This window comes from Akkermansiaceae bacterium, from assembly GCA_019634595.1.
Taxonomy (GTDB): domain Bacteria; phylum Verrucomicrobiota; class Verrucomicrobiia; order Verrucomicrobiales; family Akkermansiaceae; genus Luteolibacter.
In genome coordinates this window covers 50,838-72,506 of the sequence record JAHCBC010000005.1, presented here as the reverse complement: position 1 = coordinate 72,506, position 21,669 = coordinate 50,838, and the positions used below count along the sequence as shown (strand labels likewise).

Here is a 21,669-nt window from a genome sequence, read left to right as displayed (position 1 = left end):
CCTGCAACCCTTTCTCTTTCAGCTCCTCCTCAACTCCATGAAGCCACGGAAAATGGCTCATGGCACGTAGTTTGCGAAAATGGAGCCGAGCCATGATCGACTTCAGCCATGCCCGGACCCCCGCGCAGTCCATGCAGGAGTACGGTCGTGGTCTGGCGGGTGGGCTGATGTTCGCCATGCCGCTGCTTTTCACGATGGAGGTATGGTGGGCGGGCTTCATCCTGCACCCGCTGCGGATCCTGCTCTACGTGCTGGCGACGTTCTGCCTGCTGTTGATCTACAACCGCTTCGTCGGCCTGCGGAAGGATGCCTCGTTTCTGGAAGTGGTGATCGACTCGGTGGAGGAAATGGGCCTCGGCATCCTGGTGGCGGCGGGGGTGCTGTGGATCACGGACCGGCTGAACCTGGAGATGACGGCCACGGAGATTGGCGGGAAGATCATCATGGAGGCGATGACGGTGGCCATCGGCGTGTCGGTGGGCACCGCCCAGCTCGGCGCGCCGGACGATGGGGATGAAGGTCTGGCCGGTGATGGAGACGAGGACCGGCGGAAATCCTACCTGCCGCAGACCGCCATCGCCCTGTGCGGTGCGGTGCTGTTCGCGGCCAACATCGCACCGACGGATGAGATCGGCGTCATTGCGATGGAAAGCCCGTCGTGGAAGCTGCTGCTGATGGTGGCCTGCGGGCTGGGTCTTTCTTCGCTCATCCTGCATTTCACGGACTTCCGGGGGGCGGAGGCCCATACCTTGACGGAAAATGTGTGCCTGAAGGCCCGCGGCGTCATCACCAGCTACGCGGTGGCGCTGGTGGCGTCCGTCTCCGCGCTGTGGTTTTTCGGCAAGCTGGACGGGCGGCCCGCACCGCTGGTCATCGCCATGACGGTGGTGCTCTCCCTGCCCGCCGCGCTGGGTGCCTCCGCCGGGCGCTTCCTGCTGCAGACCAGCACCCGCGATGAAAAGGGCGGAAAGGACGATCCATCATGAGCACGAAATCCAACGACGGACGGAACACGAAGAACCCGCTGGAGTGGGCGGTCTTCGGCATCAGCGTGCTGCTCGTCGCCGGGATGGTCGCCTTTCTCGGGTGGGATGCCTTCGCGCTGGAGGACGGACCCGCCGCCTTTCATGTGAAAACGGGCGATGCCATGCAGGTTTCCGGCACCACTGTGGTGCCCGTCCACATCACCAACACGGGCTCCACCACCGCCGCGGAAGTGATGGTGGTGGTGACCGCAGGCTTCGCCTCCGGCGAAAAGGAAAGCACGCTGACCATCGACTTCATCCCGCGCGGCGGCAGCCGTGAAGCCCGCGCCGTGTTCGCGGGCACAGAGCAACCCACCGCCCTCGCCGCCCGGGTGGCGGGCTACATCGAGCCATGAAAAAGCCACGCGTCATCGCCGTGCGGAGCGGGGAAGGCATCGTCCGCCTGGTCTATACCACGGACACCATGCCGGGCTACCGGCGGCACCGGCGCGGCACCGGCTTCAGCTTCCTGCTGCCGGATGGAAAGGCGCTGGCGGACCGGGCGGAGCGCCGCCGCATCCTGTCGCTGGCCGTGCCTCCCGCCTATGAAAGCGTATGGATCTGCATGCGGCCGGACGGCCACCTCCAGGCGACCGGCATCGACGCCCGCGGACGGAAGCAATACCGCTACCATCCCCACTGGCACGCCGGGTCGGCTGACCGGAAATACGGGCTGCTGTCTTCTTTCGCCGCCGCGCTGCCGCGCATCCGCCAGCAGGTGGTGAAGGCCCTTTCCCGGCCCATGCTCACGCGGGACCGGGTCATCGCCGGCATCGTCGCGCTGCTGGACAGCACCGGCTACCGCATCGGCAACTCCAGGTATGAAAAGGAGAACCGCACCTTCGGACTGTCCAACCTGCTCAACCGCCATCTGCGCGAAGTGGACGGCCAGCTCACGCTGAAGTTCCGTGGAAAAGCCGGGCAGGAACACCTCGCGGAGATCGCCAACCCGCGGCTCGTCCGGCTTGTGTCGGAGCTGCAGGAACTCCCCGGACAGCACCTTTTCCGCTATGAGGATCCGCACGGCGGCTTCCACGACATCGGCACCGCGGACGTGAACGACTGGCTGAAGGAGATCACCGGAGGGGAATACACCGCCAAGCAGTTCCGCACCTGGAAGGCCACCGTGCTGTGCGCGCGGGAACTTTCCCGCGAACTGCCACCGGACACCCGCACCGCGCGGGAAAGGGTCATCCGCCAAGCCATCAAGGACACCGCGCTGCGCCTGCACCACACTCCGGCCACCTGCCGGAAATACTACATCCACCCCGCCTTGCTGGCCGCCTACCGGACAGGCGACCTTTACAAGATCATGCACCTCCGTCCTCCCCGCCTCCGCAGGACGGATGGCACCGCCGGGCTGAGGAGTGACGAGCGCCGGGTATACAAGATCCTCGGACTGCCGGTGAAACGGAAGCGCCGGGCGGGGAACTGTTAGGAACAATGTCGGCTTGCGGATGCAAGGGAGTTCCGGCGGGAAGATATATTACAAATGTAGTGGACAAAGCCACCACACTTGTAGTATCCCCATCGGATATGACACTTCCGAGTTTTCCGGAATCCGAATGGGCCATCATGGAAGTGCTGTGGGAATCCTCCCCACGGACAGCTTCAGAGGTGGCGAAGGAACTGGCGGGAACAAAGGGCTGGGCGGAGAACACGGTGCGGACACTATTGGGCAGGCTGGTGGAGAAGGGCGCGCTGGAGACGGAGGAGGAAGGAGGACCACCGCGGCGCTACCGGCCTGCGGTGAAGCGTGAATCCTGCGTGAAGGCGGAGAGCGCATCTTTCCTGGAGCGTGTCTTCCAAGGTGCGGCGAAGCCGCTGCTGATGCACTTCGCCAGCAACGCAAAGCTGACCTCGGAGGAGGTGAAGGAGCTGAAGAAGCTGCTGGATGGTTCCATCAAGAAGAACAAAAAACCGAAACCCTGACCCGAACATGAACCCCATCGATCCGCTTTTCGACTGGATGCTGGCCGCCACAATGCGGGCGTCCGCCATCGCCCTGGCCGTCCTCGCTCTCCACCTGGTGGCGCGCCGCTGGCTGCCCGCGCGGTGGCGTTACGCGCTGTGGTTCCCCATGCTGCTGGTGATGGTGCTGCCCGCACTGCCGTCCGTTCCGTTCGGCTGGTCGCTGCCGGTGGCGGAGAAACGAGAGACGCCCCCGGCGGATCGGCCTGCACCGGCACACCCGGCGGTGGTGGAAATGGCGGCTGCTCCCCTCCCCCCTACCGCCCCGGAAAGTGCATCGGGTGATGCGCGGCGACCGGTGAATCCCTTTGCCATCGTATGGCTGACGGGTGCCGGTACGGTGCTGGCGATGGGATTGGCGGGATACGTGCGGCACCTGCGGCGCATTTCCGGCGCGGCGGTGGCGGTTAAGGAACCTCTGCTCCGGCAGATCCACGCGACGGCGGATGAGGCGGGCCTGTGCCGGGTGCCACGGGTGCTGGTTTCTCCGATGGTGGACAGCCCAGCAGTCACGGGGATTTTCCGTGCCACGCTGCTGCTTCCGGCACGCTTTCCGGAGGGTTTCAGCGGGGAGGAAACGCGGCTCATCCTGCTGCATGAGTTCTGCCACCTGAAACGCCATGATCTGGTGGTGAACGCGGTGGCCTGCGTGCTGCAGGCGCTGCATTGGTTCAATCCGCTGCTGTGGTTCGCCTTCGCCAGGATGCGCGCGGACCGGGAGGAGGCGTGCGATGCCAGGGTGCTTTCGATCAGCGCCGGGGACAGCCGTACGGCCTATGGCACTGCGTTGCTGAAGCTCCAGGGGGGCTTTCCGTTGCAGGGCTTCAGCCTCGGCTTCGTCGGCATTTTCGAGCACGCGGCGGGGATGAAGTCGCGCGTCCGGGAGATCGCCGCCTACCGGAAGGCGGGCATGGGGCAGTGCGTGGCCGGTGCGGCCATCCTCACGCTGCTGGTGGTGTTCGGCGCAACGGAGGCGCGGGAGCCGGCGGCAGCGGAGACAACCGCGGAGGATGGAAAAAAGGCGGAAAAGACGGCCAAACCCGCGACTCCCGGCCAGATCGCCATCGACCGGAAGCTGGATACCATCGTCGTGCCGCGGATCGACTTCGAGCAAACGGCATTGCTCGAAGCGGTGGATTTCCTTCGATTTAGATCCGACGAGCTGGATGTCACGGCACCGCCGGCGGAACGGGGAATCAACATCGTAGGGGTGCTGCCGCCGCGGAAAGAAGGTGAACTTTTCAATCCCGGACCGAGGTTCACCATGGAGAAGCGGAACATCACCATCCGTGACGCGTTGGTGACCATGTGCCAGGAAACGGGGTCTGTCTTCCGCGTGGATGACCATGCGGTGGTGGTTCATCCGGCGGGCATGGAGGGATACGGACGGGTTCCGGAACAGAAAGGCGCGGCGGCGGAGTTCGCGGCGAAGCTCATCCTCCAGCGGGCGCGGCTCGAGATGACCCCGCTGCAGGAGATGGTGGACACTTTCAACGAACAGGCGGCCAAAGCCGCGAAAGGTGGGCCGGTGTTTCCAATCGTCATCGGTGAAGGAGTGGACCCCGCCGCCACCAGCGGGACCATGGCCCTCCGCCGGGTGCCGCTCGCCACGGTCCTGTCATACGTCCTGGACGAGATGGGGCTGACATGGACGACGGACGACCATAAAATCCTCATCCGGCGGAAGTAAGGAGGGCCGGTCTTCAGACCGCCATCTTCGCTGGCAGGCTGGTGATGTTCGCTCCGTTGGCGTCCCACCCGCTTGCCACAAAAAATTGGAACTCCCGCAGAGCAGGATGTAGGATGGAAGATGCCCTCCGTTTCACGGTGGGGAGGGTGCCGATTTGTTTCCCGAAAGCCAGAGAACGCCATGTTGACGCAACCGATACCGGAGGTGACGAGCGGGGATGTGGACCGGCTGGTGGGCAGGGATTTCCCATCGGAAAGGCACGCGGAGGTTCATGAGATCCTGTCCGTGTATGGGCGGGAGAGCTGGCAGTGCGGGGAGGATCGGGTGCGGCTGGCGGCGCTGAAGTTGGCCGCCGGGGATGTGGGGAGGCTGCGAGCGGAGATCGACCGGGCGACGCTGGACTACCACGGGGTGATCGCCGGGGCGGAATACCCAGGGTTCACGATGAAGGTGGGGGCCTGCGGACTGCCGACGGATGACGAACATTGCGAGCATGCGGCGCATGCGAAGGCGGTCATCGATGAGGACTGGCGGCAGTACAGGGAATGGCTGGAGAGGTAGGTGAACATCGAACGTCGAACGTCCAACATCGAAATTTGAAGTGGAGAAAGCGAGTGGGATCGCCCCCGTCGCGGCAGCGTCATGGAGTGCGGCGGCCCTCCGCCGCTATGGGAGAGGAGGGCGTTGCCGGAAAATGGCGCGGGCCGGTGGGGTGCGGATGGCGGTTCAATATCGGGGAAAGTTTCGTGCGCCACTGATAGCGGCAGAAAACTGCCGCACTCCATGACGCTATCGCGGACGGAGGCACCCTTCCTCCATCGCCCCTCTTCACTTCAACGTTCGATGTTGGACGTTCGATGTTCGATGTTCGATGTTCCCTATCCCGGATATCTATAGCCGGTGCCGCGGACGGTGGCGATCCAGCGGGGTTCGGACGGATCTTCCTCCAGTTTTTTCCGCAGGTTGAGGATGTGCTGGTCGAGCGTGCGGGACTCGGGGAAATACTCCATGCCCCAGCAGCGGTTGAGAAGTTCATCCCGGGTGATGACTTCGCCCGGATGACTGGCGAGGAGGTGGAGGATGGAGACTTCCCGTGCGGTGAGATCCACGCATGGGTGGCCGTCCCGCTCCGCCCTCTGGTGGCGCGGGAGGACACGCCACGGGCCGATGGAAAATGATTCCTGTGCGACGGCGGCGGCGGGTTCCTTCCGCCGGACGAGGGCGCGCACGCGGGCGAGCAGCTCATGTTTCCCGAAGGGCTTGCGGATGAAGTCGTCCGCTCCGAGTTCCAGACCGAGGACGATATCGACCTCCTCCGACTTCGCGGAAAGGAAGGCGAGCGGCACGGCGGTGTCCTCCCGCCGGATGGTACGGCAGACATCGTAGCCGCTGGCACCGGGCATCATGATGTCCAGCAGGACCAGTTCCGGCCTGCCGGTGCGCCACGCGGCGATGGCGGCGGTGCCGTCCGCGGCCTCCAGCACCTGGTGGCCCTCCACGGCCAGGAGATCCCGGATGGCCTCCCGCGTCACGTCATCGTCCTCCGCCACCAGGATCAGCATGAGCCAGTCTCCTTTCCCGTGGTGGGGATGACGAGCCGGAAAGCGGCTCCCTTCGCGGCGGGCAGCAGTTCCAGCGTGCCGCCCATGCGCGCGGCCAGATCCCGGCTGATGGACAGGCCCAGGCCGGTGCCGCTGACACCTTCCCGGGTGCCCTCCCGCGCACGGCTGAAGGGGTGGAAAATCTTTTCCCGCGCGGCGGCGGGCACACCCGGCCCGTCATCCGCCACAGTGAGGGTGAGGCGTCCGCCCGCCGCTTCCCCGGTGATGTGGCAGGTGGCCCCGGGGCCGGCGTATTTCTCCACGTTGGAGAGCAGGTTGGAGAGGATCTGGGAAAAGGCGTCCCCGTCGATGGGGTGCGGGCCGGGCAGGTCCACGCGCCAGATGCAGCGGATGTCCTTCCGCTCCAGCAGCGGGGTGAAGTTCCGCCGGATGCTTTCCACCAGTTCCGCAGGGTGGCACGGGGCGGAGTCCGCGGGGGACGCACCGCGCTCCTGGCGGGCGAAGGCGAGCACGTTGTCCACGATGCGGGAAAGACGGCCCGTCTCCTCCCGGATGAGGGACAGGCGGCGGCCTACCTTTTCACCGGACGGCGGCAGCTCGTCGATGGCGAGGTCCGTGTTGAGCAGCAGGTTGGTGAGCGGGGAGCGCAGCTCATGGGAGACGCGGTTGACGAAGCTGACGCGCTCCTCCGCCACCCGCAGGGCGCGGCGCTGGCCGGACGCGGCGACCATGCCGGTGATGACGAGCAACACCGCCACGGCGGACGCACCGACGAAGGTGGGCAGGTGGTAACTTACGAAGGATCTGGTGGGAAACCACTGCCGCAGCTCGAAGGTGCCGAAGCGGGAGACATGCTGCTGGGTCTCGTCCGGCCGCACGGTCTCCGTCTCCAGGGGGCGGATGCCGGTGTAGGTCCGCCACTGGAGGCGCCCCGGTTCCCCGTGGAAGGAAAACTCCGGGTTGTCCTCCAGATCGCGCATCACCACTGCGGCGGCGGCCTCAATGTCCAGCACCATGGCCACCACCTTGCGGTCGTTGCCACGGATGTAGAGGGGAGGCCTGCCCGCGATGTCCCGGAAGCCGACGCCCATCACCTCCTGGATGTCGATGATCCATGGTTCATCGTTCGCGGTGGCGTCCTTTGCGGCGGGTTTCCTGTCCTTCTCCAGGATGGGGTGCAGACCGCGCGGCCCCAGCACGGCGGGGGGTGAACGCTGGCCCAGGATGACCGCGCGGGTGACTCCGGCGGTGGCGGACTCCCAGGAGGTGTCACCGCTGGTATGGAGGTCCAGCAACTCCTGCGACTCCTCCGCCAGGGCGTCCTGCCAGCGTTTCTCCATCTCCGTGATGCGGTGGATGGCGAAGTGGAAGATGTCTCCCGCCCGGTCCCCCGGGGGGAACCAAGGAACGCTCTCCGTGCTGCGGGCGAGGAACAAGCCGCCCGCCACCACCAGCGCGGCCAGCACGCAGGTGAGCCAGAGGATGGCATCCGGTGAGGAAGTGGCGGAAGGGAGTTTCATGCGGAACGTCAGTCGATGCGGATGAAGGTGAGGATGGTGCTCTCCGGGTCCGGCTGGCCCTGCGCGGTGAAGGTGGACCCGGTGCTGGCGAGCATCCATTTCCCGCGCTGCGGGCGGATGCTGGAGGTATAGGTGTAGGAGGAGAACAGCGGCATGGTCATGTCCGGCCGCCATTCATTCCCATCCCGGAAGCGGCGGCAGACGGTGTCCCCCAGCTTCCACACGTAGTAGAACTCCGTGTCCAGCAGCAGGCCCTGCGCGTCATCGGTCAGCTTCACTTCCGCGGTCATCCCCAGGTTCCGCGTCTCATAGGCGGTGGCCGTGGACTGGACCTCCGCCTTCGCATCCTCCGGCTGCGGGGCGATGGGTTCGTTCCGGTTCTTGAAGCCGTATGGCACGTACTCTGTGGGATAGATGTATTCCTCCCACTGGTTGATGCCCGTCCGCTCGCCCTTGCGGCTGGTCCCGGCCAGCTCGGTCACCAGGGTGATGCCCTCCCCGCCGGGAAGGCCGAGGGCTTCCCACGCGGTGGCGGCGATGTCGCCGGTAGGCTGGGACTGGATCCAGGCGGAGAACTTCCGCTGCGGGATTTTCACCAGGCGGGCGTTGATGCGGTATTCCTCCGGTCCCTTTGCCGGGGCTGCCGCAGGCGCCTCCGCCTGGATGTCGCCACGGAAGAACACCGCGACGGACATGCCGTCGGTCCTGCCGGGAAACTGCGTCCGGCTGACGAGGTGGACCTTTCCCGCGGTGAAGGTGGGGCTGGAGAGGAGGGTGTTCCGCGGGGTGCCGATGCTGGTGTTTCCGAAAGGATCATTGTGGGTTTTCTCCTGCTTCCACTGGAAGCTGTGGGCGTGGAAGCAGGGCAGGAACATATCCCCCGGCTGGCTGGTCCGCCGTGCCAGTTCATGGTAGAAAAGCACCTCCGAAAGGATGACCCACTCCGACTCCAGGTGGAAGGCATGGTCAGCGGATGCACCGCAGAAGCTGTTGGCGGAGATGCCCATGTTCCGGGTCTCGAACGCGGTAGGATAGGGCCAGCCGGTGGGAGGGGATGGCATGAACTCCGTGGGGTAGAGTTGCTCGGCGATGGTGTCCACCCGGATGGCGCGCTCCCGGGTGCCGCTGGCGAACATGGTGTGGATGGGCGTGGCTTTCCCGTCGTCGATGAGTGGCTGGAGCGACGCCCGTAACTTCGCCGCATCGCCATCCGTTTCCTGCCATTGGTCGAGCACGGCGGTGGGCACGGCGATGTATTCCAGCAGCCGGTGGACGGCGGCTCCCGCGGGTGGTGGCGGCGTGGATTCCTTCGCGCCGGGTTTTTTCACGAACGGGTTCGCCTCCTGCGCGGTGGCGGTGACGAGGGACAGTCCGAGGATGAGGAGGGCCGGATGATGACGGAGTTTTTTCTTCATGGCAGGTGGTGTGGGTTACACCCCGGAGTGAAGATCATCCCACCGCAGTCCGCGCCAAATGGACATGATTGTTCTGCAAAAGTTCTGCAAAACGGCTGCACCAAGCATGAAAAAGGATGAACCACGGATGGACACAGATCGAAGAAAGATGACCAAAGGTCATCCGGAGCATCGTCCTGAAAAGTTGGCCCCGGAGCGGTTCATTCTTTGGCAGGGACGCCATTCCATGGCGTCAGGCAGGGTGGATGTCCCGTCATCCCATGATTCCGCTTCACAGATGGCCTTTTCCAATCTTCCAAAGGGAGCTACGGAGGAAAACCGGTCACTGCAAGGTGTCAGGCACTGCCCCCGCCTGACGCCATGGAATGGCGTCCCTGCCTTCCACGGATGACGTTCCATCCTCTGATCCAAAGGAATGGATCCGTGTCCATCCGCGTCCATCCGTGGTTGAAGATTTCACCCTTACCCGGGTGATCTCCGGATCTATGGAACAACGCTCCGCGAAATGCGCAGACGCTCGGCGACCAGCAGGGAAAGAAAGCGGGTGTAGTCCTCTTCCGGGGTGCGGGACAGCAGGCGGTAGGTGTATTCCGGCCAGTGGGCGATCTCTACCAGCGCATTCTCCATGCGCAGGGCGATGACTTCCTCGCTGTCCGTCCCCCGGCCCACCAGCCGGGCGCGGAGTTCGTCCTCACTCTCCGGCATGACGAAGAGATCCACCAGCGCGCGCTGGATGGCATCGTCGTCCGACGCACGGACCTGGGCCGCTCCCTGGACGTCGATGTCCATCACGACATCCGCCCCGGACTCCAGATAGCCCAACACCTCCGACCGCAGGGTGCCGTAGCGGTTCCCGTGGACCAGGGCGTGCTCCAGAAACTCCCCGGCGGCCAGCTTTTCCTCGAACTGCGCCAGCGTGACGAAGTGGTAGTGCTCCCCGTCGATCTCCCCCGCCCTGGGCGCGCGGGTGGTGCAGGAAATGGAATGCCGCGCCTCCCCGGAGTGGGAGAGGCGTTTGCAGAGGGTGGTTTTCCCGGATCCGGACGGACCGGAAACGAGGAGGAGGATGCCTGTGCGGAGGGACATGGGGATGGTGGGCGGACATTCGGCACCGCTGACGGTGAAAATGCCAGTCTGGATTCTCTGTAGCGAATCTCGTGAGAGATTCGGCGGGGTGGCCCCCATCAGACAAACCGGCCCCGGTCCCCAAAGGACTTCCCCCCGGCCGAAGGTCTCACGACCTTCGCTACCCCGCCCATTTCATCGCCCGTGGTCGCGCACCATCACGCGGCAGCGTCATGGAGTGCGGCAGTCTCTGCCGCTATCAGTCGCGGGTGGGACTTTCCCCGGAGTGAAGATGCCATCCGCAAGTTGGGACGTGGTGGTTTCAACCACATCGTCTGGCAGGTGCCATCCACCGCCAAAGCGGCGGAGGGCCGCCGCACTCCACAAGCTGGCGCAATGCCCGCGCACCCCCATGAGCTGGCGCACCATGGTGCCTTCCGCGCGTGCTCCGGATTCTCTGTTTGGATTTCCCCCGCTCCTCTGATAGACGGGCGGGATGAATGGCCAGCATCCCTACCCGCCACAGGTTCCGCCGCTCCCGAAGAAAGGTTTGTCCGGCCCGGCATGGGTGGGGATCGGGTGCGGGGCCATCGTCGTCGTGATCATTGCGGTGGTCGGCGTGCTGGGCTTTTTCGGGGTGAAGAAGTTCAAGGAATTCCAGGCGGACAAGGAACTGGCGGTGGCGGAGATCGTCATCGCCACGCATCCGGACCTGGAGAAAGTCTCGTCCGACCGTGGCAAGGGGGAGATCACCGTGCGCTCGAAGTCCGGCGAGGAATACACCGTGAACTACAAGGAGATCACGGAGGGGAGATTTTCCTTCAAGGACGCCGCGGGCAACACGACCCGCCTGGGTGGCGGCGCGGACTTTACCGAAGTGCCTGCCTGGGTGCCGCGCCCGCCCGCCATCTCCGGCACCCCCGCTGTCTTCCACGCCGTGACCGCCGGAAAGGCGGCGGGCATGTACAACGCGACATCCACCCAACCATTCGACGACGTGGAGGCGTTCTTCAACGCGGAACTGGACAAGGGGGGCTTCGGCGCGGCTTCCAGCAACCGCAGCACCTTGGGCGGCAACCGGACCGCCAGCCGCTCCGTCTCCACCGCGGACAAGGAGATCACCGTGAACCTCACCATGGAGGCGAAAAAGCCCGTCAACATCCAGGTGATCTACAAAGAGAAGTGAACGGGGCTGCGGAAGTCCCACGGCTTCCCGCCCTTTTTTCCCGCATTACAAATGAAAGGCCATCTTCCATTTGCGATGTGCCCCACCGGGTCTATCAGTTGACCATCCGGGAAATGATGCCCGGTCTGATAGAAACCTGAATGTCATGAAAGTGAACCGCAAGACCCGCAACGGGGAAAGCCGCGAAGTGCTGCTCAAGGAATATTTCATCACCGCTTCCCTCATCGCGCTGCTCAAACGCGCCGGCCAGGAAGCCGCCCGCATGAACCCAAGGTTCAAGCCGGCGATGATCCCTGTCCGGGTGCGCTCCTGATTTTCCAGATTGCGTCCGGGACGGTTCGGCCCAGACTCACGGAACTTCCATGTTTCGCGCAGGCTTCCGGGATCTCGTGAAACCCCAATGGGTCGCCACCATCGGGGAGCTGAAGATTTCCGGCGGTCTGCCGGTGAGCGAACTGGCCCGCAGGATCGACGCCAGCTACATGGCGGTGAAGCAGTATTGCGAGGATCTGAAGGAACTCGGCTACCTGGAACGCTCCCGCATCCCGAGGACGGAGGTGGGACGGCCTGAAATCTTCTACCGCCTGACGGCAAAGGCGGATGTGCTGTTCCCGGAGGCGGGGGCGGCGTTCACCCTCGATGTGCTGGAGAGCCTGAAGCCGATCTTCGGCGAGAGCGCGCCGGAGCGCCTTTTGTTCCAGTATTTCCAGCACCAGCAGGAGCAGTGGCTGCCGAAGCTGGCGAAGGCGAAGTCCATGGTGGAGAAGGCGACGCTGCTGGCGGGCCTGCGGGAAAAGAGCGGCTGCTTCGGCCGTTGCAAGTATGAACCGGCGAAGGGCTTCCGGATCGAGGAATACCACCATCCGCTCCAGCGCGTTTTCGAGAAGTATCCGCGCGCCATCACCATGGAACAGCGGATGATGGAGCAACTGCTGGGAACGAAGGTGGTGCGGAACGAGATCCCGGGCGGAAAGGCGGGACCGGCGCGGGTGGATTTCGAGATCGCCGTGCTGGGGCAGCGGTGAAGGAATTTTTTCCATCCAGCGGCTCCGACAAAATATTTCCCCCCGGAGGGATTTCCCGGTGAATATTGTCCTCCGGTGGTTCCGTCCCATCCACCGTAACCAAAGTTCCTGCCATGAAAACCCCGATCGCCGCGACCTTCACCGTCCTCTCCCTTTTCGTCACCACCGGCTGTGACCGGAAATCCGGTGACACCGACACCAAAGTCAACGACCTCCAGCGCAAGGCGGACGAACTCCAGCAGCAACTGGAGAACGAACGCGTGGCGCGTGAACGGTATGAGATCGAGCGGGAGCGCGCCGCGCTCGACCTGGAAAGGGAGGAACTGGCCAGGCAGGCCGGGGACAAGGCCGCGGCGGAGGCGGAGCTGGCGAAGCGGGAACGTGACCTGGCCGCACGCCAAGGACGCGTGGAACAGATGGAGACGGATCTGGACGCGAAGCACCGCGACATGGCCGGCCGGGAGCAGGATCTGGACGACCGCGAGCTGGACCTGGCCGGGCGTGAGGCCATCGGCTCCGGCTACATCGAGGACGCGCCTCTGGATGCGCTGCCGGTGGCGGACTACACCACTTTTTACGAACCCCTCTCCGCCTACGGTTCATGGATCGAGACGGTGGACTACGGCTACGTCTATCAGCCCGCCGCGGTACGGTCCTCCGGCTGGCGGCCGTACACCGTCGGCCGCTGGGCCTGCACGGACCGGGGCTGGACGTGGATGTCGGACGAGCCGTTCGGCTGGGCGTGCTACCACTACGGACGCTGGGCGCTGGTGCGCGGCCATGGCTGGGTGTGGGTGCCCGGTGACGAGTGGGCGCCCGCTTGGGTTTCCTGGCGGGAAAGCGGCGACACCATCGGCTGGGCGCCGCTGCCGCCGGAGACGCTCGCCTGGCGCGGGCGGAACTGGGGGAACAACATCGACGTGGAGTTCGGCATCAGCTCCTCCTGGTTCAGCTTCGTGCTGGTGAAGAACTTTTCCTCCCCCATCCGCAGCCACTGCCTGCCGTTTTCCCGGAACAACGACCTGTTCCGCAACACCCGCAACATCACCAACATCCACTGGCGGAACCGGGATGTCATCGTCGGTGGTCCGGAATACCGCCGCGTGCGTGACCAGGTTTCCGCCCCCCTTCCCTTCTATCGCCTGAGCCGTGACCAGATGCGCCGTCCGGGACGCGACCCCTTGGAAATGCGCCCGCGTGTTTCCGGAGATGAACTGCGCGTCGCGGGACCGCGCATCGACGCACCATGGAACAGCGCCCTCCGTCCGTCCCGCGTGCGGGAACGTCTGGAGAACGTCTCCATCGAGCGTGAGGGAAAACTGCGGCCGGAAATTTCCGAACGCTTCCGCGAGAATCGCCAGGAGCGCCGCAGGGAGGCGGACCGCGCGGTGGAGAGCCTGGGAGGCAGGGATGATTTCAACCGCCAGCGCGGTGAGCGCCTGGAGTCGAACCGCAGGGAAGCGGAGCGCGTGGTGCGTGACCAGCCCCGCAGGCCGGATGCGGGAGATCCACCACGCAGACCGGGCACCCCGGGTGATGCGGATGGACGCCGTGACGACGACCGTACCCGTCCGGACGTCAACCGTCCCGACCGCGGGCCGTCCCGCGACCGTGGACCACGCCCGGATCCGGCGGATCGCCCGGACGAAAACGCGGGAAATCCACCCGGACGCCCGATGCCCGGTGGCCCCGCTGCCGAACGCCCCGACCGCCCGGGCCGTCCCGGTGTTGATCGGCCAGATGTTCCGGGCGCTGACCGGCCGGGCCGCCCCGGAGCGGATGATTCCCGCACTCCGCGCGGACGCCGTGACGCTTCGGAAGAACGCCAACGGGACATGAACGAGGGCCGCGGCCAGCAGCGGGAGGAACGTGGAAACCGCGGACGTGATGATGATGCACCGGATGCACCCCGCCCGGGCACGCCCACCCCACCTGCCGTCCCCACTCCCGGACCTGAGCCGGTGACTCCTCCGCAGAATCCACCGCAGGATCCGAACACTCCGCCGTCCCGCCCGAACATGTCTGATCGTGAAACGCGGGAAGATCAAGAGAACGGCCGTGGCAGGACTCCTGACAACCGCGGCACGCCCGGACAGGATCCGCGCCGCAATCCACGGGCCGATGCGCCCGGACAGGACGGCGAGAACCGCCCGCCAGCCGGAGAGCGACCAGGCCGCCAGGGAATGAACCGCCAGCAGGAGGAAGAGTCGCGCAAGCAGCAGGTCGAGGAGGCAAAGGCCAACGAAGAGCAGCAAGGCCGCATGCAGGAAGCTGAGAAGGCCCGCCAGCAACAGCAGGAACAGATGCGCCAGCAGCAGGACGAGGCAGCGAAGCAGAAGCAGGCCGAGGAAGCCAAGGCCCGTGAGGAGCAACAACGCATGCAGGAAGCTGAGAAGGCCCGCAAGCAGCAGCAGGAGCAGATGCGCCAGCAGCAGGACGAGGCCAGGAAGCAGGCTGAGGAAGCCAAGGCCCGCGAGGAGCAACAACGCATGCAGGAGGCCGAAAAGGCCCGTCAGCAGCAGCAGGAGCAAATGCGCCAGCAGCAGGAAGAGGCCCGGCAGAAACAGATCGAGGAGGCCCGCGAGCGACAACGCCAGCAACAGGAGGAAATGCAGCGCCAACAGCAGGAACGCCAACGCCAGCAACAGGAGGAAATGCAGCGCCAACAGCAGGAACGCCAACGCCAGATCGAGGAGGCGCGGGAACAGCAGCGCCAGCAGCAGGAACGCATGCGCGAACAGCAGGAGGAGATGCAGCGTCAGCAACAGGAACGAGCGCGTGAACAACAGGAACAACAACGCCAGCAACAGGAACGCATGCGTCCGCCTTCCCAAGGCGATGGCGGTGACGGCCAACCGTCACAGGGCCGCCGGGAACGCCGGGAGCGGTGATCTTTCGGCCTCCAGGCGTAGCGGAAGTCGTGAGACTTCCGGTGGTGGGGAAGTCCACGGAAAAACCGCAGCGTTCCTGTCAGGTGACATCCATCCCGCCGAATCTCTCACGAGATCCGCTACCTCCCGGATCCGTCACGCCATGAAATCCGCCACGGGCGGGATGCCATCCTTTCGGTTGACCCGTGCCGGATCCGACGCACGGTTAGGGTGGTGTTCCCATGAAAACTTTCCCATTCATCATCCTCTGTGCCACCGGGCCGCTCCTGCCCGCCCAGCCCGAAAAGCCGGAGACGGGGGAGGTCGCCCCCGCCCCGAAGAAAGACGCGGAAGAGCAGACAGTCACGATCGCCGAGGTGCTGGGCAAGCCGATCAAGGCGAACCAGAGCGAGGCGCTCACCTCCCTCATCTTCACCGCGATGATGGAGAAGTATGCGAAGGACAACAAGATCGCGGCGACGGATGAAGAGGTGGAGACGTTCCTCGCCAAGGGCGATGAAATGGACAAGACGACCCGCGAGGGCTTCATCAAGGACAGGAAGCGCCTGGAGGAGGAACTGAAGTCCGCCACGCTCAGCGATGCGGACCGCAAGAAGAAGCAGGAGGAACTGGCAATGGCGGAGGATGTCCTGAAAACCATGGAACAGGAGGCGGACAAACCGAAGAAGCGGGATGCGGAGGAAACGAAGATGGCCCGCGAGTTCGTCCGCACGTGGAAAGTGAACCGCGCGCTCTACAAGCAATATGGCGGCCGCGTGATCTTCCAGCAGGCGGGACCGGAACCTCTGGATGCCTACCGGGACTTTCTCCGCGGGGAGGAAGCGAAAGGTTCTTTCAACATCATGGATGCGGAAGCGAAGAAGGTGTTCTGGAAATACTTCACGGATGACTCGATGCACACGTTCCTGGATGCGAAGGAAGGCGCACAGGCGATGGAGATCCCTTGGTGGCTGAAAGAGCAGAAGCCGGAGTAGGGAGGGAGGACACTCCTGTCCTCCGGCGGCATTGGCGAAGCAGGAATGGGCGGATCTACTCCCAAGACGCCTTTGTTTTGCGTTCCTGTTGCAGCCGGAGGACAAGAGTGTGGTCCCTCCTTACTGACAAATCGGCGTTATCCTGCCGTATTGCATGGCGCACATGATCCTTCGCTGTCTGCTCGTTTCCACATGCCTTGCCGTGCCCGCGTTTGCGGGTGAGATTTCCGTTTCACCGGACCGTCCTTTTTCCGCGATCCTGGAGGCGGCGCGGAAAGAGCCGAAGCCGGTGACGGTGGTGATGCAGGCGGGGACCTACCCCATCACGGAGGCGGTGGCGCTGGGCGCGGCGGACTCCGGGATCCACTTCCGGAATGCGGAGGGAGCCGCGGTGGTGATCGACGGAGGTAGGAGGATCACCGGCTGGACGAAGCAGGCGGACGGCCTGTGGCGGGCGGAGGTGCCGGAGGTCCGTGAGGGGAAATGGTATTTCCAGCAACTGTGGATCAACGGTCGCCGGGCGACACGGGCACGCACGCCGAACAAGGGATTCCTGCACATGGAGGACCGCGCGACCTCCGCGATCTTCCCCGGGGAGAAGCCGGGCGATGAGAAGTGGGAGGCGGCGCTGAAGTACCAGGCATTCACCACCAGCGCGCCGACGTTCGCCATTTTCCAACAGATCAAGCCGGAGGAGACGGGGGATGTGGAGATCATCATCCCGCACACGTGGGACGTCCACCACTACCACCTGAAGCAGCTAAACCCGGCGGCGAACGCGGTGCTGATGCACGGGCCGCGCATGCGCGAGCTGCTGACGAACGAGCCGGACGGACGCTTTCACATGGAGAACTACCGCGCGGCGCTGGATGCACCGGGCGAGTGGTTCCTTTCCCGCTCCGGGGAGCTGCTCTACTCCCCGCTGCCGGGTGAGGATCTTTCAAAGGCGGAGGTGTCCGCGCCGGTTTCGCAGAAGCTGGTCACCATCGACGGGGCGAAGGACATCCGCTTCACGGGGATCTCCTTCCGCCACCAGCAGTGGGTGATGGGGCCGGACGGCTACGGCGACCCGCAGGCGGCGCACATGATGGGCGCGGCGGTGGAGGTGGACCGGTCTGAGAACATCCATTTCGACAACTGCGAGATCAGCCACACGGGCGGCTACGCGCTGTGGTTCCGGCATGACGTGGCGCATAGCTCGGTGAAACACAGCCATCTCCACGACCTGGGGGCCGGAGGTGTCCGCATCGGCCCGACGACGCAGCCCGGCTCCACGAAGACGACGGCGTTCGTGACGGTGGACAACAACATCATCCAGCACGCGGGGAGGATCTTCCCGGACGCCATCGGCGTGTTCGTCGGCCATGCTTCCGACTGCGGGGTGATGCACAATGACATCGGGGATCTCTACTACACCGGCATCTCCGCGGGCTGGCACTGGGGCTATGGGGAGACGGTCGCGCACCGGAACCGGTATGAGAACAACCACATCCACCACATCGGCTGGGGATATACCAGTGACATGGGCGGGTTCTACAATCTGGGCACGTCCCTGGGCACGGTGGTGCGCGGGAACCATGTGCATGACATCAGCAGCCACCGTTACGGCGGCTGGGGCCTCTACACGGACGAGGGCAGCACGGGCCTGGTGTTCGAGAACAACCTGGTGCATGACACGCGGGAGAGCGGCTTCCACCAGCACTACGGCTACTACAACACCATCCGTAACAACATTTTCGCCTTCGGCAAGAACGCGCAGATCCAGCGCAGCAGGCCGGAGAAACGGCTGAGCTTCATCTACGAGAACAACATCATCGTCTGGAACCCGGACACGGCGAAGCTGCTGCACGGCACGAAATACAACTGGGCGGACGTGGAGAACCGCGGCCACGGCGACCCGAAGACCGCCTACGTGATGCGGAAGAACCTCTACTGGCCAGTGACGGGAAAGATGCCGGAGATGACCGAGGGATGGTCATGGGATGAGTGGCGGAAGCAGGGACGCGACGGCGGCTCCATCATCGCGGACCCGCAGTTCGTCGATCTGGCGAAGCGTGATTTCCACCTGAAGCCGGACAGCCCGGCGCTGAAGCTGGGCTTCAAGCCATGGGACCTGTCCGTGGCCGGCGTGCGGTCGGACGGGCCGCGCGGAAAGGCATGGCGCGAGCTGGCGGAAAAGGCGGATTTCCCGAACTGGGAGGAGGACTCCAAGCCGTGGCCGTCACCGCCGTGGTCGATCCCGATGAAGACGTTCGAGTTCGCTGCGGACGGCACGTTGCCTATCATCGGAGCCTCGGCGGATCTGTCGAAGGAGAAGAAGGGCGACTCCATCAGCGTGACCAGCGATGCTTCCTCACCCATCCCGTTGGACGGTGGCGCGGGATCCGCCTCCCCCGCCCCGTCGAAAAAGTCGATCAAGATCCAGGACGCGCCCGGCCTCACGCCATCCTGGCTGCCGGTGCTGAACCTGCACCCGAAGTTCGCACCGGGACCGATCCGCATTTCCTTCGATGCCATGTCACGCGCCGGAGCGGAGTGGTTTTTCGAGGTGCGTGGAGGTGAGTTCGGAGCGGGCCCCTATCTTTCATGGAAGGATGGAAAGCTGGCCGCGACCACCGGCCGCAGCGTGCCGCTGGCGGACATCCCCACCGGCGAGTGGTTCCGCGTCCGCATGACCGCCACCCCCGGCAGCGGCACCTGGAACGTGGAGATCACCCGCCAGGACGGCACCAGAACGAACCACCCGGACATCCCGTGCAAGAAGGAGTGGACGAAGGCGAACCTCGTCCTGTGGAGCGCCATCTCCAATGCGGACACCGCCTTCCACATCGACAACCTGGAGATGTCCGGGGAGTGATGGGATGTTGGATCGGCGGGAACTGGCCCTCCCCTCGCCGGGAAAATGCACCCCGATGGGCGGAAACCCCCGCTGGCGCCGCTTTGCCTCCGGTTCTTTTCCCTTTGCCTCCGGGCGGTGGATCACCTACCTAGAGCGCCCACGCCGCATGAGACTTTTCCGCATCCTCACCTTCAAGGAATTGAAGGGCTATTTCCTCAGTCCCTTCGGCTGGGTCATCCTGGCGTTCGTCGTCATCATGCAGGGGATCTCCCTTTCCACGGCCATGAAGGGGTTCCGTGACACCCCGGTGAAGGACAGCCTGGTGTATGTCACCTTCCACACGCCGTTGTTCTGGTTCTATTTCCTGTTCATTTTCCCGCTCATCACCATGCGGCTTTTCGCGGAGGAGGAGCGCAGCGGCACGCTGGAAAGCCTGCTGACCGCGCCGGTGCGGAGCTGGCAGGTGGTGGCGTCGAAGTACACCGCGGCCATGATTTTCTACACATTGCTGTGGGTGCCCGCCATCGTGCAGTTCAAAATGTTCGACTGGGTGACGGTGTTCGAGTGGGCGAAAGGCATGCCTCCGGCGTGGACCGCGGGCGGCCTGCTCGGTTCACTGGCCATCATCTGGCTCATGGGCGCGGCGTTCACCGCCGTCGGCTGCCTCTGCTCCTCGCTGACCTCCAGCCAGATCACCGCCGGCATCTTCACCATCGGCATCCTGGTCATCTTCCACTTCCTCGGCTACGTCACCACCATCTGGGGGAACTCCTTCGCCGGGGCCGCGTTCTTCGACTACATCTCCTCCCGCCAGCACCTCCACTACTTCGCCAGCGGCCTGTTCGACAGCCGTCCGGCGGTGCTCTACCTCACCCTTGCCATCTTCGTCCTGTTCCTGACCTACCAGGTCGTGGATTTCCGCCGCTGGCGGCGCTGACCTCCCCACCCTCATGTCCGAAGCTTCCGCAGAAATCTCCGGGAAAAAATCCGGTGGCGCGCCCCGCAAGCCCAACCGCTGGGGCGTGGGCACGCTTTCCATCATCCAGCTCGTCCTGCTGCTGTTCGTCCTGGGCGGACTGAACTACCTCAGTTCCTTCCACTACGTGCGGAAGGACCTCAGCAGGGACGGAAACTACACCCTCTCCAACTCCACCCGCCGCTACCTGGAGTCCGAAGCCATCCAGCAGCGGGACAAGCCTGTGAAATGGATCATGGCCTTCCGCCGCTCCTCCCCGTTCTACGAGCGGGTGCGCGCGCTGGCGGAGGACTATACCCGCCTTTCCGGCGGAAAGATCGAGCTGGAGATCCTGGACCCGCTCCGCAGCCCGGACCGCACCCAGCAGGTCACCGCCGCGTATGACATCTCCCTCGTCCGCGACCTCCTCCTCATCGACGCCCGCACGGACGAGTCCGCCGTCACCGCCCAGGAACAGGGCGGCACCCGCGCGCTGAACCCCAACGTCAAGATCGTCGTCGCGGATGAGATGCTCGTCCACACCACCTACCAGGGCCAGCGGCGTCCCACCGGCTTCAAGGGCGAGGATCTCCTCACCGCGCGCTTGGTCGAGGCCATCGAGGGCCGCCCGCGGAAGATGCTTTTCCTTTCCGACAAGAGCCGCATCGACGCGGAAGGGGAAGAGTCCTCATGGAAGTCGCTGGAGGAAAACCTGCGCCTCCAGAACATCCAGCTCACCGCCATGGAACTGGCCGGCATGAAGGACATCCCGGAGGATGCTGAGGGCATCGCCCTCGTCGCGCCACGGTATGACTTCACCGATGAGGAGATCGCCGTGCTGGAGCGCTACTGGCAGCGTCCCCGCGCCGCCCTGCTGGTGCTGCTGAAGGCGAACGAGACGCCCGCGAAGCTCCGCGCCTTCCTCCGCACCAACGGCGTCACCCCGCAGCGTGACCGCGTCATCGCCCGGGAGGGTGGCCGCATCGTCACCCACGCGCGCGGCACCTACACCTACGGCGTGGATTTCCTTTCGGACCTGGCCCTGCAGTCCGCCATGTTCAACGGCGCCACCTCTTCCCTGGAGGTGCGGGAGGGCGCGGAGGATCTCATGACGCGGAAGATCACCCCCTTCGGCCTCATCCGCGCGGCGGAGGGATTCTGGGGTGAGACGAAGTTCGGCGAGGGCGATCCCGTCTTCGATCCCGCGGAGGATTCCAAGCCGCCGCTCTACCTGGCCGCCAGCGTCACCCGCGGGGATGAAAGCAGCGACGCCACCGCGAACGAAACCTCCCGCATGATCGTCGTCGCCAACACCGACTTCCTCGATCCCACGCGCCAGCGCACGGAAAACGTCGATTTCCTGGCCTCCTCCGTGAACTGGCTGGTCGGGCGGAAATCGCTCACCGGCACCGGCCCGCGTTCCATCGGCACCTACATGCTGCCGTTGCTGGACAGCCAGGTGCAGTTCATCAACCGGGCGAACCTGTTCTTCATGCCCGCCGCCCTCCTCATTGTCGGGGCGTTCGTCTGGTCCTCCCGCCGCGCCTGATT

General features: G+C 64.7%; 18 protein-coding genes. 14 read left to right on the top strand and 4 right to left on the bottom strand.

Annotated features, from left to right (window positions below; all coding sequences use genetic code 11):
• Positions 1-92: 92 nt before the first annotated feature.
• The 6 genes from KF712_18350 to KF712_18325 all read left to right on the top strand — a co-directional run bounded on the left by KF712_18350 (position 93) and on the right by KF712_18325 (position 5,247).
• Positions 93-986, top strand: a complete 894-nt coding sequence (locus KF712_18350; protein ID MBX3742952.1) for a TIGR02587 family membrane protein — start codon at positions 93-95, stop codon at positions 984-986.
• Positions 983-1,381, top strand: coding sequence for a hypothetical protein (locus KF712_18345; GenBank protein ID MBX3742951.1), 399 nt, complete (start codon positions 983-985; stop codon positions 1,379-1,381). The genes KF712_18350 and KF712_18345 overlap by 4 nt, the downstream gene beginning before the upstream one ends.
• Positions 1,378-2,463, top strand: coding sequence for a DNA topoisomerase IB (locus KF712_18340; GenBank protein MBX3742950.1), 1,086 nt, complete (start codon positions 1,378-1,380; stop codon positions 2,461-2,463). The genes KF712_18345 and KF712_18340 overlap by 4 nt, the downstream gene beginning before the upstream one ends.
• Positions 2,464-2,561: 98 nt before the next feature.
• Positions 2,562-2,957, top strand: coding sequence for a BlaI/MecI/CopY family transcriptional regulator (locus tag KF712_18335; GenBank protein ID MBX3742949.1), 396 nt, complete (start codon positions 2,562-2,564; stop codon positions 2,955-2,957).
• A 7-nt stretch (positions 2,958-2,964) separates the two neighbouring features.
• Positions 2,965-4,686 carry a hypothetical protein gene (locus tag KF712_18330; protein MBX3742948.1) on the top strand — a complete coding sequence of 574 codons (1,722 nt, stop codon included), beginning with the start codon at positions 2,965-2,967 and terminating at the stop codon, positions 4,684-4,686.
• Between the two features lie 180 nt (positions 4,687-4,866).
• Positions 4,867-5,247 carry a hypothetical protein gene (locus tag KF712_18325; GenBank protein ID MBX3742947.1) on the top strand — a complete coding sequence of 127 codons (381 nt, stop codon included), beginning with the start codon at positions 4,867-4,869 and terminating at the stop codon, positions 5,245-5,247.
• Positions 5,248-5,564: 317 nt separating this feature from the next.
• On the opposite strand, the gene KF712_18320 is transcribed toward KF712_18325, so the two are convergent.
• The 4 genes from KF712_18320 to gmk form a co-directional block, all read right to left on the bottom strand.
• On the bottom strand, positions 5,565-6,248 hold the full coding sequence (locus KF712_18320) for a response regulator transcription factor (GenBank protein ID MBX3742946.1): 684 nt from the start codon (positions 6,246-6,248) through the stop codon (positions 5,565-5,567).
• Positions 6,242-7,768, bottom strand: a complete 1,527-nt coding sequence (locus KF712_18315) for a HAMP domain-containing histidine kinase (protein ID MBX3742945.1) — start codon at positions 7,766-7,768, stop codon at positions 6,242-6,244. The genes KF712_18320 and KF712_18315 overlap by 7 nt, the downstream gene beginning before the upstream one ends.
• A gap of 8 nt (positions 7,769-7,776) precedes the next feature.
• Positions 7,777-9,183 carry a hypothetical protein gene (locus KF712_18310; GenBank protein MBX3742944.1) on the bottom strand — a complete coding sequence of 469 codons (1,407 nt, stop codon included), beginning with the start codon at positions 9,181-9,183 and terminating at the stop codon, positions 7,777-7,779.
• Positions 9,184-9,666: 483 nt separating this feature from the next.
• Entirely contained in the window at positions 9,667-10,269 is a 603-nt protein-coding gene (gene gmk / locus KF712_18305) for a guanylate kinase (GenBank protein ID MBX3742943.1), read from the bottom strand.
• A gap of 475 nt (positions 10,270-10,744) precedes the next feature.
• Here gmk and KF712_18300 point away from each other — a divergent pair, with 475 nt between their 5' ends.
• The 8 genes from KF712_18300 to KF712_18265 all read left to right on the top strand — a co-directional run bounded on the left by KF712_18300 (position 10,745) and on the right by KF712_18265 (position 21,667).
• Positions 10,745-11,434 (top strand): hypothetical protein, encoded by a 690-nt coding sequence (locus KF712_18300; GenBank protein MBX3742942.1) that lies wholly within the window; start codon positions 10,745-10,747, stop codon positions 11,432-11,434.
• Positions 11,435-11,579: 145 nt separating this feature from the next.
• Positions 11,580-11,747, top strand: a complete 168-nt coding sequence (locus KF712_18295) for a hypothetical protein (protein ID MBX3742941.1) — start codon at positions 11,580-11,582, stop codon at positions 11,745-11,747.
• Between the two features lie 76 nt (positions 11,748-11,823).
• Positions 11,824-12,459, top strand: coding sequence for a hypothetical protein (locus KF712_18290; GenBank protein MBX3742940.1), 636 nt, complete (start codon positions 11,824-11,826; stop codon positions 12,457-12,459).
• A gap of 113 nt (positions 12,460-12,572) precedes the next feature.
• Positions 12,573-15,350 (top strand): hypothetical protein, encoded by a 2,778-nt coding sequence (locus KF712_18285; protein MBX3742939.1) that lies wholly within the window; start codon positions 12,573-12,575, stop codon positions 15,348-15,350.
• A 221-nt stretch (positions 15,351-15,571) separates the two neighbouring features.
• Complete coding sequence (locus KF712_18280; protein MBX3742938.1) at positions 15,572-16,324, top strand: hypothetical protein; 753 nt, start codon at positions 15,572-15,574, stop codon at positions 16,322-16,324.
• Between the two features lie 163 nt (positions 16,325-16,487).
• The gene (locus KF712_18275) at positions 16,488-19,181 is read left to right on the top strand and encodes a right-handed parallel beta-helix repeat-containing protein (protein ID MBX3742937.1); all 2,694 of its coding nucleotides are present in this window, start codon (positions 16,488-16,490) and stop codon (positions 19,179-19,181) included.
• A gap of 148 nt (positions 19,182-19,329) precedes the next feature.
• The gene (locus tag KF712_18270; GenBank protein MBX3742936.1) at positions 19,330-20,100 is read left to right on the top strand and encodes an ABC transporter permease subunit; all 771 of its coding nucleotides are present in this window, start codon (positions 19,330-19,332) and stop codon (positions 20,098-20,100) included.
• Between the two features lie 13 nt (positions 20,101-20,113).
• Positions 20,114-21,667 (top strand): Gldg family protein, encoded by a 1,554-nt coding sequence (locus KF712_18265; protein MBX3742935.1) that lies wholly within the window; start codon positions 20,114-20,116, stop codon positions 21,665-21,667.
• Positions 21,668-21,669 lie beyond the last annotated feature (2 nt).

Excerpts from the sequence above, each read along its gene's own strand:
- KF712_18350 (MBX3742952.1), top strand. The coding sequence starts at position 93 with ATGATCGACTTCAGCCATGCCCGGACCCCCGCGCAGTCCATGCAGGAG.
- KF712_18345 (MBX3742951.1), top strand. The coding sequence starts at position 983 with ATGAGCACGAAATCCAACGACGGACGGAACACGAAGAACCCGCTGGAG.
- KF712_18340 (MBX3742950.1), top strand. The coding sequence starts at position 1,378 with ATGAAAAAGCCACGCGTCATCGCCGTGCGGAGCGGGGAAGGCATCGTC.
- KF712_18335 (MBX3742949.1), top strand. The coding sequence starts at position 2,562 with ATGACACTTCCGAGTTTTCCGGAATCCGAATGGGCCATCATGGAAGTG.
- KF712_18330 (MBX3742948.1), top strand. The coding sequence starts at position 2,965 with ATGAACCCCATCGATCCGCTTTTCGACTGGATGCTGGCCGCCACAATG.
- KF712_18325 (MBX3742947.1), top strand. The coding sequence starts at position 4,867 with ATGTTGACGCAACCGATACCGGAGGTGACGAGCGGGGATGTGGACCGG.
- KF712_18320 (MBX3742946.1), bottom strand. The coding sequence starts at position 6,248 with ATGCTGATCCTGGTGGCGGAGGACGATGACGTGACGCGGGAGGCCATC.
- KF712_18315 (MBX3742945.1), bottom strand. The coding sequence starts at position 7,768 with ATGAAACTCCCTTCCGCCACTTCCTCACCGGATGCCATCCTCTGGCTC.
- KF712_18310 (MBX3742944.1), bottom strand. The coding sequence starts at position 9,183 with ATGAAGAAAAAACTCCGTCATCATCCGGCCCTCCTCATCCTCGGACTG.
- gmk (MBX3742943.1), bottom strand. The coding sequence starts at position 10,269 with ATGTCCCTCCGCACAGGCATCCTCCTCCTCGTTTCCGGTCCGTCCGGA.
- KF712_18300 (MBX3742942.1), top strand. The coding sequence starts at position 10,745 with ATGAATGGCCAGCATCCCTACCCGCCACAGGTTCCGCCGCTCCCGAAG.
- KF712_18295 (MBX3742941.1), top strand. The coding sequence starts at position 11,580 with ATGAAAGTGAACCGCAAGACCCGCAACGGGGAAAGCCGCGAAGTGCTG.
- KF712_18285 (MBX3742939.1), top strand. The coding sequence starts at position 12,573 with ATGAAAACCCCGATCGCCGCGACCTTCACCGTCCTCTCCCTTTTCGTC.
- KF712_18280 (MBX3742938.1), top strand. The coding sequence starts at position 15,572 with ATGAAAACTTTCCCATTCATCATCCTCTGTGCCACCGGGCCGCTCCTG.
- KF712_18275 (MBX3742937.1), top strand. The coding sequence starts at position 16,488 with ATGATCCTTCGCTGTCTGCTCGTTTCCACATGCCTTGCCGTGCCCGCG.
- KF712_18270 (MBX3742936.1), top strand. The coding sequence starts at position 19,330 with ATGAGACTTTTCCGCATCCTCACCTTCAAGGAATTGAAGGGCTATTTC.
- KF712_18265 (MBX3742935.1), top strand. The coding sequence starts at position 20,114 with ATGTCCGAAGCTTCCGCAGAAATCTCCGGGAAAAAATCCGGTGGCGCG.